General features: G+C 72.7%; 13 protein-coding genes. 8 read left to right on the top strand and 5 right to left on the bottom strand.

All coding sequences use genetic code 11. The features are described from left to right. Positions 1-55 precede the first annotated feature (55 nt). Positions 56-1120 carry a substrate-binding domain-containing protein gene (locus OG514_RS34970; protein WP_323181677.1) on the top strand — a complete coding sequence of 355 codons (1065 nt, stop codon included), beginning with the start codon at positions 56-58 and terminating at the stop codon, positions 1118-1120. A gap of 121 nt (positions 1121-1241) precedes the next feature. Here the strand turns inward: OG514_RS34970 and OG514_RS34965 are convergent, their stop codons facing one another. The 4 genes from OG514_RS34965 to OG514_RS34950 all read right to left on the bottom strand — a co-directional run bounded on the left by OG514_RS34965 (position 1242) and on the right by OG514_RS34950 (position 6780). Then, complete coding sequence (locus OG514_RS34965; protein ID WP_323181676.1) at positions 1242-3344, bottom strand: SpoIIE family protein phosphatase; 2103 nt, start codon at positions 3342-3344, stop codon at positions 1242-1244. A 360-nt stretch (positions 3345-3704) separates the two neighbouring features. Next, positions 3705-4643 carry a LysR family transcriptional regulator gene (locus OG514_RS34960; protein WP_266902289.1) on the bottom strand — a complete coding sequence of 313 codons (939 nt, stop codon included), beginning with the start codon at positions 4641-4643 and terminating at the stop codon, positions 3705-3707. Positions 4644-4823: 180 nt separating this feature from the next. Next, entirely contained in the window at positions 4824-5519 is a 696-nt protein-coding gene (locus tag OG514_RS34955) for a type 1 glutamine amidotransferase domain-containing protein (protein WP_266901644.1), read from the bottom strand. Between the two features lie 250 nt (positions 5520-5769). Next, complete coding sequence (locus OG514_RS34950; protein ID WP_266902287.1) at positions 5770-6780, bottom strand: GlxA family transcriptional regulator; 1011 nt, start codon at positions 6778-6780, stop codon at positions 5770-5772. A 114-nt stretch (positions 6781-6894) separates the two neighbouring features. Between OG514_RS34950 and OG514_RS34945 the strand changes: the two genes are divergently transcribed. From OG514_RS34945 to OG514_RS34925, 5 genes are all read left to right on the top strand, one after another. Further along, the gene (locus OG514_RS34945) at positions 6895-7845 is read left to right on the top strand and encodes an NADP-dependent oxidoreductase (protein ID WP_266901642.1); all 951 of its coding nucleotides are present in this window, start codon (positions 6895-6897) and stop codon (positions 7843-7845) included. Positions 7846-8047: 202 nt separating this feature from the next. After that, entirely contained in the window at positions 8048-8470 is a 423-nt protein-coding gene (locus tag OG514_RS34940; protein WP_266901640.1) for an SAV_915 family protein, read from the top strand. 152 nt (positions 8471-8622) lie between these two features. Then, positions 8623-9897, top strand: a complete 1275-nt coding sequence (lysA, locus tag OG514_RS34935) for a diaminopimelate decarboxylase (RefSeq protein ID WP_266902285.1) — start codon at positions 8623-8625, stop codon at positions 9895-9897. Between the two features lie 172 nt (positions 9898-10069). Further along, positions 10070-10888, top strand: a complete 819-nt coding sequence (locus OG514_RS34930) for a maleylpyruvate isomerase family mycothiol-dependent enzyme (protein ID WP_266901638.1) — start codon at positions 10070-10072, stop codon at positions 10886-10888. 207 nt (positions 10889-11095) lie between these two features. Further along, positions 11096-11395: a DUF1876 domain-containing protein gene (locus tag OG514_RS34925; RefSeq protein ID WP_266901636.1), complete on the top strand. Its 300-nt coding sequence runs from the start codon at positions 11096-11098 to the stop codon at positions 11393-11395. A gap of 112 nt (positions 11396-11507) precedes the next feature. Here the strand turns inward: OG514_RS34925 and OG514_RS34920 are convergent, their stop codons facing one another. Next, positions 11508-12131: a CBS domain-containing protein gene (locus OG514_RS34920; protein WP_266901634.1), complete on the bottom strand. Its 624-nt coding sequence runs from the start codon at positions 12129-12131 to the stop codon at positions 11508-11510. 210 nt (positions 12132-12341) lie between these two features. On the opposite strand from OG514_RS34920, the gene OG514_RS34915 reads away from it, so the two are divergent. Both OG514_RS34915 and OG514_RS34910 read left to right on the top strand, forming a co-directional pair. Continuing rightward, entirely contained in the window at positions 12342-13628 is a 1287-nt protein-coding gene (locus OG514_RS34915; protein WP_266901632.1) for a YncE family protein, read from the top strand. Between the two features lie 41 nt (positions 13629-13669). Beyond that, the gene (locus OG514_RS34910; protein ID WP_266901630.1) at positions 13670-15574 is read left to right on the top strand and encodes a glycoside hydrolase family 5 protein; all 1905 of its coding nucleotides are present in this window, start codon (positions 13670-13672) and stop codon (positions 15572-15574) included. Positions 15575-15637: the final 63 nt, after the last annotated feature.

The raw sequence follows: 15637 nt of genomic DNA, 5'->3' as shown, positions 1-15637 counted from the left end.
CGCGAGGTGGCTACACTGCGTCTGAACTGGGCCGTCGTTCGAGGGGAGCGGGGAAGTGCACGCGGAACACAGGCATCAGGCGATCCTGCGCAGGCTGCGCGACGAGGGTTCCCTGCGGGTCAGCGACTTCGCCGCCGAACTGGGCGTCTCCCCGGTCACGATCCGCCGCGACGTGGAGATCCTCGCCGACCGCGGCCTGGTCGCCAGGGTGCACGGCGGGGCCATGCTGCCCGAGACCTGGGCGGAGACCGCATCCGCCGATGCGGACCCCGCCTCACCGACTCGCGGCCGGGAGCGCGTGATCGGTCTGATCGTGCCGTCCGCCGACTACTACTTCCCCGAGGTGATCAAGGGCGCGCGCGAGGCCGCCGCCGCCCGCAACGTCCGGCTGGTCCTGGACATCTCGGGATACGACGCGGACGAGGAGCGCGCGCAGGTCGAAAGGATGATCGGCGACGGCGTCGACGGGCTGCTCGTGGTTCCGACCGGGCCGCGAGGCTGGTACGAGCAACTGCCCGTCCCCGTCGTGATCGTGGAGCGCCGGCCCGAGTCGGACGAGATGGCCGGGATCGACCACGTCGTGTCCGACCACGTCCACGGGGCGCGCCTGGCCGTGCGCCATCTCGCGGAGGCGGGCCGCACTCGCCTCGCGCTGCTCGTACGCGGCACGAGCCCGACCGCGCAGTGGATCACCGAGGGTTTCGAGGCCGGCGTACGCGCGGCAGGGCTCGAAGCCCCTCTTCCGGTGTCCGTCCTGGACACCGGAGACGCGGGCCCCGGGAGTCCGGAGTACGACGACCCGGTCGAGGAGCTGCTCGACGCCGCGGCCGCCGGCCGCGTCGACGCCGTCATCGCCCATCCCGACAACCACGCGCTGGCGCTCCTCAGGAGGCTGCGGGCGCGATCCGTCCAGGTCCCGGGCGACGTCGCGATCGTGGCGTACGACGACGAGGTGGCGGGGCTCGCCGACATCCCGCTGAGCGCCATCGCCCCGGCGAAGCATGAAGTCGGCGCGTCCGCGGTGGAGTTGCTGGTGCGCAGAATCGAGCACCCGGACGCGCCCCGGCACCGGCTGTTCGTCCTTCCGCGACTGAGGGTGCGCTCGTCCAGCGGCGGCTGAGCCATGAGTGGGCCGAGCAGTGAGGGGGCCGAGCCGGGAGTGGGGCGAGTCGTGGGGTTCGCGCCTCGCCGTGTGACGTGGCGGCCCGTGCACCGGTGTCCCGGGACTGACGTCTCCTGCGTCAGTCCCGGCCCGCCGGCCGGAGGTCGGGGCCCTGACGCCGGATCCGGGCCAGCACGATCACGGCGTCGTCGGTGGGCGCGCCGGGCAGCAGTCGTGCCAGGATGCCGTCCGCCGCCTCCTCCAACGTGCCGGTCGAGCCTTCGAGTTGCGACCGGAGCGCGGCCATGCCCGCGCCGATGTCGATGCCGCGCGCCTCGACCAGGCCGTCGGTGTACAGCGCGAGGGTGTCCCCGTCATGGAGCTCGATCTCGGTCGTACGGAAGGGCACGCCGCCGACGCCCAGCGGCACCCCGAGCACCTCGTCGAACGATTCGACCGTGCCGTCGGCCCGGCGGCGCAGCGGCGGCAGGTGACCCGCGTTCGCGATGCGGGCCAGACCTGTCGTCGGGTCGTAGCGGATGTACAGGCAGGTCGCGTACGCGATGCCGGCGTCCTGGGCACAGACGTCGAGCTCCTCCAGGAGGCTGTCGGGTTCCAGGTTCTGGCGGGCCAGCGCCTTGGCGGTGATGCGCAGGCGACCCATCGCCGCCGCCGCGGGCACGCCATGGCCCACCACGTCACCGACCACGAGCGCCACCCGGCCGTCCGGCAGCTCGATCACGTCGTACCAGTCGCCGCCGACCTCCGTGGCGTGGCTGCCCGGCAGATAGCGGTGGGCGACCTGCACGGCCGGGCTGCTCGCGAGGGCGGTGGGCAGCAGCGCGCGCTGGAGGGTGAGGGCGATGTCCTGGACCCGGCTGTAGAGCCGCGCGTTGTCCAGGCACAGGGCGGCCCGCGAGGCGAGCTCGCCCGCCAGGCTGAGGTCCTGCTCGGTGAAGTCGGGGCGGCCGGCGGCGCGGCCGAACATGGTGATTCCCTGCACCGTGCCCCGCGCGATGAGCGGAGCGATGAGCAGGGACTTCAGACCGCTGTCGATCAGAAGCTGGGCGCGGGCCTGGTGGACGACCGTCCGGGTCATGAAATCGGCGTTCACGGTGACGCAGACGGGACGGCCGGTGATCAGGGCCTCGTGGATGCTCGAACCGGGCGGATACGTCACGCTCTCCAGGCCGCCGACCAGCTCCGGGGCAGGAGGCGGCAGGCTCGTACCGGCCGCGATGCGGCGGGTGAGCAGCACCGATTCCGGATCGAATATCTCGCGTTCGTCCTTCCACTCCACGACCTCCACCACGGAGCCGTCGCAGAACTCGGGAACGGCCGCCTCGACCAGTTCACGGGCGGTGACGTCGACGTCCAGCGTGGTGCCGATGCGGGCCGCGGCCCGGTCGAGCAGCGCCAGCCGCTGCCGTCCGGCGGCCGCCTCCACGAGGGCCTGCTCACGGTCGGTGACGTCCACGAGGAGGCCGCCCACCCCGGGTCGCGTGCCGACCGCCTGGCTGAGGGGGAAGAAACTCACGGAGCGCACCTGGTCCCGGTCGGGACGGCCCGGCGTACGCAGGACGACCAGCGTGCTCACCACGGTCCGGCCCTCGTCGGCGACGGCCCGCAGCATGCGCTGGTACTCGCCCCCGTCGGACGTGATCATGAACTCTTCCATGGTCCGCCCGATGTGGTCCTCGATCGGGGTCCCGTCCATGTCCGCCAGGGCCTGGTTGAGATGGACGTAGCGCAGCTTCTCGTCGAGCATCACCAGGCCGATCGGGCACGTCTCGAACAGCGCGTCGAGAAAGGCGAGGTTGGTCTTCACCCGGTCGAGCCCCGCGCTCTCGCTCGCCAGTCCCAGGATGACGGAGTGGCCCTCGATGCCGGTCACCGGAAAGACCCGGAAGCCGCAGTCGAAGACCCTGCCGTCGCGGTGCAGCGTCGGCACGCGCGCCCGCCAGTAGCCCAAGGTGCGGCCGCGCTCCGCGAGGCGCTCGGCCGCACCGGCCCCGTCGAGGGGAGCGGCGGGGAAGAGGACGGCGGCGGGCCGCGCCAGGACGTCCGCGGCCTCGTATCCGAAGAGCCGCTTCGCACCCGGCCCCCAGTAGCAGATCCGGCCCTCCTCGTCGATGCCGAGCACGGCCACGGCCACGTGTTGCAGCAGCGTCCCGGGCTCCGACCACAGAGGCCCGGGATCCTGTTCGTCTCCCGGTCGACCCCCCGGCCGAGGTGAGGACACCGGGCCCCCTTTCCGGGCGCAGACGAAGGGCGGGCGCGCTGCTCACACCGGCGGAGCGGCCCTCTCACGTCAATTCTGCCCGCGCACCGCGTTTCGGACATCACGGAGGCCCGCCGACGGCGCCCACGCGCTGGTGCCCGGGTCCGTGGCGACCGAGGCCCGTAAGGCTGTCGGCGTGCTTCCCCGACCTGGTTCAGCCGCAGCCGCGTGGGAGGACGTCACCGTGTCGCCGAGCAGGTCACGTACGTGCTGGGCCTCGTTCGCGCCGTCGTCGTCGACGATGTTTGCCCATGCGTGCGCGGGAACCCTTACCGCTACCGCCGGCCCGGCGGGAAGGGCTACCCCGGCCCTGACGTACGGTCACCAGGCCCGTCCCGCCTCGATCAGCAGGTCGCGGACGCGGGTGACGTCGGGGTTGGCGGGTCGGCCGGGGCGCTGTGCGAGGTAGGCGGTGTTGATGGGCGGGTCGTCCGGGTGATGGAGGGGTACCAGGGCGCCGGAGGCCAGTTCGGCCTCGCAGAGGTAGCGGGGCAGCACGGTGAAACCCGCCCCGGCGGTGACCGCCGCCAGGACACCGCGCAGATCGGGGACGGTGACGGCGGCAGGGCAGGAGAGCCGGGTGCCGAAGACATGGCGCCAGTAGCGGCGCGCTATCGGCAGGTCCTCTGCGTAGGTGATCAGCGGGACGGCGTGCAGCGCCGCCGGACCCTTGTCCGCCGCCCGCGCCCCGACGCGATCGGCCCAGACAGGGGCGGCGACGAGGGTGAACTCCTCGTCCATCAGCGGTACGGCGGTCAGGGCGCGCCCCCGGGGCCGGTAGGTTGCGATCACCAAGTCGTGGCGCCCCGCCCGGAGTTCGTCGAGGAGCGGTTCGGTGAGGCCCGGCGTGATCCGGAGCCGTACCCCTTCGGCCGCGAGCGGCGCGAGAGCCGGCAGGACGCGGGTGCAGAGCAGTTCGGCGGGGCCCGCCAGATGCACGGGGGCGGCCCGCTCGTGGGGCGCGGTCTCCTGACCGGTCGCGGCGGCGAGCGCGTCGAGAGGAGCGGCGACACGAGCCGCGAGGTCATGGGCGACCGCGGTCGGAGCGACGCCGCGCGGCAGCCGTTCGAACAGCTCCCGGCCCGTCTGCCGCTCCAGGGACCGGATCTGGGTGGTCACGGTGGGCTGCGAAAGGCCCAGGAGCCCGGCGGCGGCGGTGAACGAGCCGGAGCGGTAGACCGCGAGGAAGGTACGCAGCAGATTCAGGTCCGCCGCCCCCACGCCGCCGCCGGGCGCTGTACCGGGGCGGGGGCCGGCCACCGGCCGCCCATCAGGATCCGTATGCCTCACGCGGGAAGCCTACTCGTTTCCCTATGGCGGGCAGGCGGGCGGACCGGCGGGGTGGGGCGGGCTCGGCCGGCTCGGGGGCGGGGGAGGGCATGTGCGTCCGGCCGGGCGCCCCGCACCCTCAGGGGGTACAGGGCGGCCCGGACGGTGCTGTCAGCCCAGCTTCTTCAGGACCTCGGCCGCGAGCGGGGCGGCGGAGGCGGGGTTCTGGCCGGTGATGAGGTTGCGGTCGACGACCACGTTCGGCACCCACGGCTCGCCGACCTGGACGTCCACGCCGGCCTCGACGAGGCGGGACTCCAGGAGCCACTTCGCCCTTTCGGCGAAGCCGGACTGGGTCTCCTCGTCGTTGGTGAACGCGGCGACCTCGTAGCCGGCGAAGGCGTTCGTGCCGTCGGCCTTCGTGGCGGCGAGCAGCGCGGCCGGGCCGTGGCAGACGACGGCCAGCGGCCTGCCGGAGTTCAGGGCGTCGACCAGCAGCCCGCCGGAGGTCGCGTCGACGGAGAGGTCCTCCATGGGGCCGTGGCCGCCCGGGTAGAAGACGGCCGCGTAGTCGGCCAGGTTCACGTCGTCGAGGCGGCGCGGGTGCTGGAGCGCGGTGATCGAGTCGAGGGTGGCGGCGACCTTGTCGGCACCTTCCTGCCCGCCGTTGAACTCCGGGGCGAGGCTGCTCTTGTCGACCGTGGGCACGACACCGCCGGGGGTGGCGACGACGACCTCGTACCCGGCGGCCGTGAAGGCCTCGTACGGCGCGGCGGCCTCCTCGGCCCAGAAGCCGGTCGGGTGCTTCGTACCGTCGGCCAGGGTCCAGAAGTCGGCGCCGGTCATCACGAAAAGGATCTTGGGCATGGGGGTACTCCCAGGAGGTACGGGCCAGGGTCCGGCCCGAAGAGCGGTGGAAGGGCGATGGAAGAGCAGAGGAAAAGCGGAGCAGGGCGGTGATCGCACACCCCGCGTCCCGGTCCGGGACCGCCGGTGTGGCGACGTCCTCGAACGTAGCCCCGTCCCGGAGACCTTTCCAATGCGGAATCCAATGGCTGCCATGGGAAGTCCGATGGCTCCACGGGAATACGAACATCCCCCTGGCCTGCGAAGAAGCTCAGGCGGTCGCCGCCTCGACCGCCGTCGGGACCGTGCCACGGAATGTGCGCCGATAGGCGAGCGGAGTGACCCCGATGGCGGCATGGAGGTGCTGGCGCAGCGACGTCCCGGTGGCGAAGCCGACCTCCCCGGCGATGTCGTCCACCGCCAGGTCGGTGGATTCGAGCAGATGCCGGGCGCGGGCCACCCGCTGCTGGATCAGCCACCGACCCGGGCTCATCCCGACCTCCTCGTTGAACCTGCGGGCGAAGGTCCGCAGGCTCATCCGCGCGTGATCGGCGAGCTCACTCAGGGGCAGGGGGTCCCGCAGGTTCTCCAGCGCCCACTGGCGGGTCGCCGAGGTCCCGCTGGCCGTGGTCTCGGGCACGGGCTGCTCGATGTACTGGGCCTGCCCGCCGTCCCGCCACGGCGGCACGACGCACACCCGTGCCACGTGGTTGGCGACGGCGGTGCCGTGGTCCTTTCGTACGAGATGCAGGCAGACGTCCACCCCGGAGGCGGCGCCCGCCGAAGTCAGCACGTCGCCGTCGTCGACGAAGAGCACGTCCGGATCGAGCGCCACCTGCGGGAACCACGAACGGAATTCGCCCGCGAGCGTCCAGTGGGTCGTGGCGGGACGCCCGTCCAGCAGCCCGGCCGCGGCGAGGACGAAGGCTCCGGTGCAGATGGACACGAGCCGGGCCCCTTCCCGTACGCACGCGAGGGCCTCGGCGACCCCCGGAGACAGATCGCGGCTCAGGAGGGAGGTGTCGAAGGGCGGCAGCAGGACGGTGTCGGCCGTGCGCAGCACCTCGGGCCCGTGCTCGACGGTCACCGAGAAGTCGGAGTTGGTACGGACGGGCCCGCCGTCCACCGAACACGTGACGACCTCGTAGTGCCCGTCGGCCGCCCCGAACACCCGGCTCGGGATCCCCAGCTCGAAGGGGTACACCCCGTCGAGGGCGAGGACGACGACCCGATGACGCCTTTCCGCGGCCTGCGCGACCGGCAGGACCGGCGAGACCGGCATGACGTGGATGACCGGCTCGGCCGACATGGCTGGCCCCTCTCCTCTGGCACGATCTCGTCGAAAGATGGCAATCATGCCATGGTACGCGCCTGGGCGGACGGCCACGCTGGAGTCATGACGAACCACCCCACCATGCGCGCCATCAGCCAGGACACCCACGGCACCCCGGAGGTGCTCCAGGAGGTCGTGCTGCCGCGACCCGAGCCGGGCCCGAGCCAGATCCTCATCTCCGTACGCGCCGCCGGCGTCAACCCCACCGACTGGAAGCATCGCTCGGCCGGCATGTTCCTCAACCGTCTGCCGCTCGTCCTCGGCTGGGACGTCTCCGGCGTCGTCGAGGCCGTCGGCTACGGCGTGACCGTGTTCAAGCCGGGCGACGAGGTCTTCGGGATGCTGCCCTACCCGTTCGGCGTCGGCTCCCACGCCGAGTACGTGACCGGCCCCGCCCGCGCCTTCGCGCACAAGCCCGCCGGCATCGACCACGTCCAGGCCGGCGCCCTGCCGCTCGCCGCCCTCACCGCCTACCAGGCCATCGTCGACACCGCCGAGGTCGGCCCCGGTCAGCGGGTCCTCATCCACGCGGCGGCCGGCGGCGTCGGCCACCTCGCCGTCCAGATCGCCAAGGCCCGTGGCGCGTACGTCATCGGTACCGCGAGCGCGCCCAAGCACGACTTCGTGCGGTCACTCGGCGCGGACGAGGTCGTCGACTACCGCTCGGTCGACTTCGCCGAGGTGGTCGAGGACGTCGACATGGTTCTGGACCCGATGTCCGGCGACACCCGCACCCGGTCCCTGGACGTGCTCCGCCCCGGCGGCACCCTCGTCTCGCTGCTCCCGGGCACCGACCCGGACGAGCCGGCGAAGGCCGCCGCGCGGGGCGTCCGGGTGGAGACCCTCCTCGTCGAGGCCGACCACGCCGGTATGAACGCCGTCGCCGCCCTGGTGGAGTCCGGCGCCCTGCGCGCCCACGTCGAGGCGGTCTTCCCGCTGGCCGAGGCCGCCAAGGCGCACTCCCTCGGCGAGACCGACCGCACCACGGGCAAGATCGTCCTCGTCGTGGAGTGAGACCCTCGGGTACCGCGCGGGCCCGCCGCCCCTGCTGACACGGGGCGGCGGGCCGCTGCGTGTCAGCGGGATGTATGCATTCGGCCCGTGCGCGTCAGGGGCGCGTCAGGGGGACCGGGGAGTGGTGATCGCCGGGCCTAGCGTCGAAGACACCCCCGGCGCGACCGTGCCGGGGACCGTGCTTCGTCCCTCGGAGGAACCCATGGCAGACGCCCTGTACGGAGACGACCCGGAGCCTGGGGAACGGTTCCCGGCCGGACGGCTCTGCGTGCCCGTCCGGCCGGGCACCCGTGGTTGCGTGACCCGCTTCTTCCGCACGCCGGTCGGCGGCAGGACCGCCGTCGCGTTCACCGACCCGGCGCGGCTGAGTGCCGTCCTGGGAGCGGATCAGCCCTGGATCCGGCTGTCGGAGCCCGCGCTGCGGGCGCTGATGGAACCGCTGGAAGTCCGGGAGCTGAGGATCGACCCGGTGCTGACGGCTCCGGCGACCAGCCCCGTGACGGGCCCAGGCTCCGTACCCGCCTCCGGCCCCGCGGCCGCTCCGGTCCCCGTGGTCGAGGCGCGGTCGCAGCCGTACTCGCGACATCAGGCGCAGCAGCGGCCGCTGACCACCCTGGCGAGCTGAAGGGAGATCCAGAGGTGACCACCCTTCCCCTGGGAGCCGTCCCCGCCGCTCCGACCGGCCCCGCGACCGGCTCCGAGCCCGGATACGCAGGCGGCTCCCCGACCGGCCCCGCGACCGGCTCCAGCCCCGCCGACGCACTCTCCGTCTGGCCCGTGACCACCACCGACCAGCCCCACGGCCGCCTCCTTGTCGGCGGTGTCTCCCTCGCCGAGATCGCCGAGAGCCACGGCACCCCCGTGTACGTCCTCGACGAGGCCGAGGTCCGCAAGCGCTGCCGCACCTACCGCAGCGCGTTCCCCGACGCCGAGATCCACTACGCGGCCAAGGCCTTCCTGTGTCGTGCCCTCGCCCACTGGGTGGAGGAGGAGGGACTCGGCCTGGACGTGTGCTCCGCCGGTGAGCTGGAACTCGCCGTCACGACCGGGTTCCCGGCCGACCGGATCCTGCTCCACGGCAACGCCAAGTCGCCGCAGGACCTGGAGACCGCACTGCGCCTCGGCGTGGGCCGGATCGTCATCGACACCCCCGCCGAGATCGCGCGCATCGCCGCCGCGGTCGGCACCGGGGGCCACCAGAAGGTGATGGTCCGGGTGACACCGGGGATCAGCGCGGGCGGCCACCGGAAGATCCGTACCGGCTCCGACGACCAGAAGTTCGGGCTCTCCCTGCGGGACGGCCACGCCCAGCACGCGATCGCCCGGATACTCGACCAGCCGCAGCTCGAACTCACCGGAATCCACTGTCACCTGGGGTCGCAGATCACGGAGGGAAAGCCGTATCTCGTGGCCGTACGGCGGCTCGTCGGCCTCATGGCCAGGGTCCGCGACACCCATGGGGTCACCCTGTCGGAGCTCGACCTCGGCGGTGGTCACGGCATCGCCTACCGCCCCGGCGAGCCCGCTCTCGACCTCACCACCCTCGCCCGCAAGGTCCGTGCCGAACTGGCCGAGAGCTGCGCGGCGGCGGGGATCCCCGTGCCGCGACTGATCATCGAGCCGGGCCGCGCGGTCACCGGGCCGGCCGGAGTCGCCCTCTACCGGGTCCTCGCGGTGAAACGCACGCCCGGGCGGACCTTCGTGGCGGTGGACGGCGGGATGAGCGACAACCCACGACCCGCGCTGTACGGGGTGCGCTACGCCCCGCGCCTGATCGGCCGCCACTCGCCGGCCGACTCCGAGAGCATGACGGTCGTCGGCCGCCACTGCGAAGCCGGCGACATCCTGGCCGAGGACGTCCCGCTGCCCGCCGACACCCACCCGGGCGACCTGCTGGCGGTACCGGTGGCGGGCGCGTACCACCTGTCGATGGCGTCCTCGTACAACCTCGTCGGCCGCCCGCCGGTGGTCGCCGTGCGCAACAGCCGGGCCCGGCTGTTGGTGCGCCGGGAGACCTTGGAGGACCTGCGGGCGCGGGACGTCGGTCTGTAGCCCCCTTCGCCGCGGCTCGGCATGCGGCCCTCGCGCCGTTGCGAGGAACGGCCGCCGTCCCGGGCGGAAAGTCGTGGTCCAGGGACCGGTGCCGATGGAGCTACTCACTGGTACGGTCCCGACCAGCCGGTGCTCCGTGTGGGGCCGCCGGAGGCAGGAGAGGGGCGGGGCAATGGTGGGACGCGTGGGTGGGGTGCTTCCCGGCGGGCTTGCGGAGGCGATACGGGGGACGGCCGTGGACATCGCCGCCGTACTCGACGCGGCCCCCGGCGGACATGGCGCCGGGCTGCCCGTGCCCCGGTCCACCTGGACCCTCGGTGAGGCCGCCGCCCACCTGGCGCAGGCCAACGCCCTCATGGCCGACCTGGCCGCCGGCCACGAGCGCCCCTACGGCGACGGCACTCCCGGCAGCCTCGCCGATGCCAACGAGCGCGCCCTCGCCGGGTTCGCCGAGCGGGCGCCCGGCCCGCTCGCCGAGATGATCACGGCCCAGGCCGAGGCCTTCCTCGAATCCGTGGAGGAGCGCGACCCCGACGCGCTCCTCTCCACCCCGCTCGGCGCCATGCGCCCGGCCGTCCTCGGCTCGTACCTGCTGACCCACATGCTCGGCCACGGCTACGACCTCGCCCTCGCCGTCGGCCGCCCCCACATGCTGGACGCGCACCGGGTCGACCTGACCCTGCCGTTCATGATCGAGGCGATGCCCCGCGTGACAGACCCGGCCGCCGTCGACGGTCTGACGGCCCGGTTCGCGGTACGGCTCCGGAGCGGCCCGACCTTCGGGGTGGTCGTCACGGAGGGCGCCGTCGAGGTCACCCACGAGCCGCCCGCACGCCCGGACTGCACCATCCTCACCGAGCCGGTCGCCTTCCTCCTCCTCGGCCTCGGCCGGATCGACCCCTGGCCCGTGATCGCCCGCGGCAAGGCGCTCGGCTGGGGCCGCAAGCCCTGGCTCGCACCTCGCTTCCCGCGCCTCTTCCGGGCTCCCTAGGGGGTGGCCAACGGGGTCGGCACCCTCCCGTAAGCCGACGCGACGGCGGTCCTCGCTTCCTCACGGTCACCGGCCTGTGACGGGGAGAGTCGATCCGCGACCGGGCCCTCTCGCGGCGTGCCGCTCGGCCCCCGCCGATGGATCCTGGAGATATCGGAAGGGGCCGCGTCCCGGTTCCTCGCGGCCCGCTGTGCGAGGAGGCAGACCATGACGCGCACCCTGGAATGGACGGTCGGCGTGGAACTGGTCGAGGAGGGCGGCCGGACCAAGGCCGAGGCCCGGCTCATGACCGGTCAATCGACCCTCACGGGGCACGGCTCCGCGCGCTGCAACCCGGCGGACGTGGACGTCCCGGCGATCGGTGACGAGCTCGCCGCGAGCCGGGCGATGAAGGACCTGGCCGGCAAGCTCATGCGCGAGGCCAACCGCGAGATGGAGGCGGTGGGCGCCGGAACCGTACCGCAGCACACCGGCCCCGGCTACGGCTGGCCGGAGGCGGTCTCCTGACGGAACCGCCGTCCTTGGCGAGGGCCCGGCGACAGGGCGTCGTCGACCTGCCGGGTCCCCGCCGCCGCGCGCCCTGATCCAAGCCGCTCACGCGACCTCACCGGGCCTGGCATTAAGCCGCGCCGCCCTCCCCGCTCCCTCCGTTTTCCCCGTCCTCGTACGAAAGCCGGTCCGCGACCTCCACCACCCCGTCCACCGACTCGCACAGCGAGACGAGGATCGGGCCGATGCCGGCGCGGTCCAGCGTGCCGCTCAGCGTCACCCGGCCCTCGTCGACGTCGATGTGTACGGCGGAGGGGGAGAGGCGCAGGATCCGGACGACCACGTCCTCCCGGATCTCCTCCTGGATCGAGCGGTCCCTGCGCAGGAACAGCTGGAGCAGATCGCTCCGGCTCAGCACCCCGATCAGCCGCCCGTGCGCGTCCACGACCGGCAGCCGCTTCACCCGGTGCCGCTCCATCAGGCGGGCCGCCTCGACCGCCGTCCAGGAGGGCCGGGCCGTGACGACGGGGCTCGACATCATGGCCTCGGCGGTGCTCGGCCCGTCCTTCGCGGTGTGCCGCCGCAGCAGGTCGGCCTCGGAGACGACGCCCACCGGACGGTTCTCGTCGTCGACCACCGGGACGGCGGTGATGCCGTACTCGTCGAGGAGTCGCGCGATCTCCTTGAACGACGTCCCGGGCTGCACCGCCACCGCGGTCGGCGTCATCAGGTCGGCGACACTGCGGTGCCTCATCGTCCGTTCCGTCCCTTCTGGGTTCCGAAGTCCATGATCTCCTACCGGACGCCGGAGTGGGACAAGGGGGCGGGTTCGGCTGGGAGCGCTCCAGGTCGCGCGTGGCGTGAAACGTGGTGGAGAAGAGGTGTGACAGGCACTTGCGGGCCTTGTCATATACATGGTTACTTCGGGTAAGTCACCCCTGCGAGCCGGAAGAAGGACCCCCGCATGCCCTCTCTCCGTACGTCGACCGTCCGCCCCCGACGCCTCGCCGCCGCCCTCGCGGTCGCGGTCGCCCTCGTCGCCACGGTCGGCGGCACCGGATCTGCCGCCCCCGGATCGGCCGCCGCCGAAGGCGCGGCGCCCTCCGGGCTCCGCGAGGCGATGTTCGTCGGCAACAACTGGGACGGAACGGCCGACGTCATCGCCTCCCGGGGCGACTTCCACCGCATCGGCCGGGTGAACGTCATCCCCGACAAGGAGGAACGCCTCCGCGAGATCTATCTGAACCCCGTCAAGCTCGCGTTCTTCCTCGGCGTCCGCAGCGGCCCGGGGGAGGGTCACGACCAGTTCGTCGACGACATGTACGCCACCCCCGACGGCTCCTCCATGGTCGTCTCCCGGCCCAGCTTCGCCGACGTCGTCTCCCTCGACCTGCGCACCGGACGGATCAACTGGCGCTTCCCCGTGGCCGGTTACCGAGCCGACCACATGGCGGTCTCGCCCGACGGCACCCGGGTCGCGGTCTCCGCCTCCACCGCGAACACCGTGCACGTCCTCGACATCGCCACCGGCCGGCAGATCGGCTCGTTCAAGACCGGCGACAAGCCGCACGAGAACGTCTTCACCTCCGACGGACTCCTGTGGAACATGGCCATCGGCGAGGTCACCACGGCCCTCGACGCCCCCTGGCTCGACTGGACCAAGGGAGACCGCCGCATCACCGTCGTCGACGCCACCACCTTCAAGACCGTCCGCGTCATCGACATGCGCGAGCGCCTCGACGCCTTCGGTCGCGGCGACCTCTCCGACGCCGTCCGCCCCGTCGCCTTCACCCCGGACGAGAAGAAGCTCTACCTCCAGGTCTCCTTCTACAACGGCTTCCTCGAGTACGACGTCACCACCGACCGGATCACCCGGGCCAAGGTCCTTCCCGGCAACCCGAAGACCGACCCCGACCGCACCACCTGGGTCAACGACTCGCGCCACCACGGCCTTTCGATGAGTCCCGACGGAACCAAGCTCTGCGTCGCGGGCACGATGGACGACTACGCCACGGTGGTCGACCGCGCCACCCTCCAGGAAGGTCCGCTCGTCGAGGCCTCCAAGCCCTACTGGGCGACCGTGAGCGGCGACGGACGGTCCTGCGTCATCTCCGAGAGCGGCGCCGACCGGGTGACGGCGATCGACTTCGCCACCGGGCAGCGCGTGATCTCCGTGGACGTCGGCGACCACCCGCAGCGCGTACGGCTCGCCCGTATCCCCGCCGACTGGACCGGCCCCTCGGCGGGCTGACGCTCCCGGCCGGCCGACCCCTCTCACCTCGGAAGGACCCTGTGAAGAGAACACTCCTGAGGGCCGCGCTCGCCGTGGCCCTCCTGGCCGCCGGAGCACCTGCGGCCCCGGCGGCCCCTGCGGTTCCCTCGGTCTCCACCACGGCCTCGGCGGTGGACGGTGGCCTCGCCGACATCTGGCGGCCGCCCCTGAGCACCCGGGGCCGGTACGTCGTCGACGCGAACGGCGACCGCTTCAAGCTCAAGTCGGCCAACTGGCACGGCGCACAGGGCTCGTGGAACGGCTCGGGGGACATCACCGACCCCACCGCGCACCACGACGCGGAGAAGTCCGACCAACTGCCGCTGGGCCTCGACCGCACGCCCGTCGCCACCATCCTCGCCGACTTCCACGCCCTCGGCATCAACAGCCTCCGCCTGCCGTTCTCCAACGAGATGCTCCACGATCAGCGGCCCGTCCCCGACGCCGCGGTCGCGGCCAACCCCCAGCTGCGCGGCAAGACCCCGCTCCAGGTCTTCGACGCGGTCGTCGCCGCGACCACCGCGGAGGGCTTCGCCGTCATCCTCAACAACCACACCAACACCTCCCGTTGGTGTTGCGGCCTCGACGGCAACGAACGCTGGAACACCAGTCAGAGCGCCGCCCAGTGGGAGGCCGACTGGCTGTTCCTGGCCAAGCGCTACAAGAACGACAAGCGGGTCGTCGGTGCCGACCTCTACAACGAGGTGCGCCGCACGATCACCGACGACGCCAACTGGGGCTGGGGTGACGGGCACGACTGGTGGGCGGCCACCCAGCGCCTCGGCGACCGGCTCCTCACCGAGGCCAACCCCGACCTCCTGGTCATCGTCGAGGGCATCAACTGGCAGGGGATACCCGCCGACGGACTCCCGCACGGGCGGCCCACCCTGGAGCCGGCGCGCGCCCTCTCCCACACCCTCGTCGCCTCCGGGAAGCTCGTCTACTCGGCCCACTTCTACGGCTACACCGGACCGAACCACACCGGCGCGACCGGCACCGGCGAGACCCACGACTGGCGCTACCAGGAACTCTCCCGCGACGAGCTCTTCGCGACCCTGCGGCGCCAGGCCTTCTTCGTCGCCGCCGACACCGGCCGTCACTACACCGCACCCGTGTGGATCAGCGAGTTCGGCATCGGCGCCGACGAGACCAACCCCCAGGCCCGCGCCTGGTTCGGGAACTTCGTCGACTACCTCGTCGCGAACGACACCGACTTCGCCTACTGGCCCCTCGTCGGCTTCACGGGGCACGGACGCTGGAAACTGCTCGACTACGACACCGAGGGGCGGCGCTCCGGCATCCTCGATGGTGACGACTGGCGCGCCCCCGACTGGCGCCGGCTCGTCACCGCGCCCGGCCTCACCGGCCCCGTGCCGGCCGTCGACCGCTGGAACATGCTGAACCTCGACCACGCGGACGCCGTGCAATCGCTCCGCACCCGGACCGGGGGCGACTGGGACCAGGGCGCCCGCAAGGGCGTCTGCCCCGACGGGCAGCGGATCGTCGGCCTCGCCCACCGCGACGGACGCGGTCTCTGCACGGACGCGGGAGCGCCCCGACTCGACGCCTCGGCGGGCGGGTTCACCGTCGTGACCGACGAACGGTACGTCAAGGAGGGCGACTGGGCCGGTGGCTACACCAAACTCCAGTGCCCCCGCGACCAGTTCATGACCGGCTACAGCGTGCGCGGCCAGGCCGTCTCCGCCGTGCTCTGCACCGCCGCGTCCCGCGCCCTGCCGGTGACCGGCCGCACGCTCTGGTTCGACCGGGGCGACAACCGCCCGGCAGGCGGGCCCGGCGGCGAGTTCGCCGCCGGCAACTACAAGGGACAGTGCGCCACCGGCGAGTACGCCGCCGGGATCGCCTTCACCGGAGCCTGGGCGAAGGGCAAGACCCCCGACGCCCTGCTCTGCCGCTCCCTCTAGCCCTCCGGGCACACGAAAGGGGCCTGCCGGATCCGCGTCCGGCAGGCCCCTCTCGTGTCCCGC

It is taken from the genome of Streptomyces sp. NBC_00572, assembly GCF_026341815.1.
In the GTDB taxonomy this organism is placed as follows: domain Bacteria; phylum Actinomycetota; class Actinomycetes; order Streptomycetales; family Streptomycetaceae; genus Streptomyces.
This window is presented reverse-complemented; position numbering and strand designations above follow the sequence as displayed.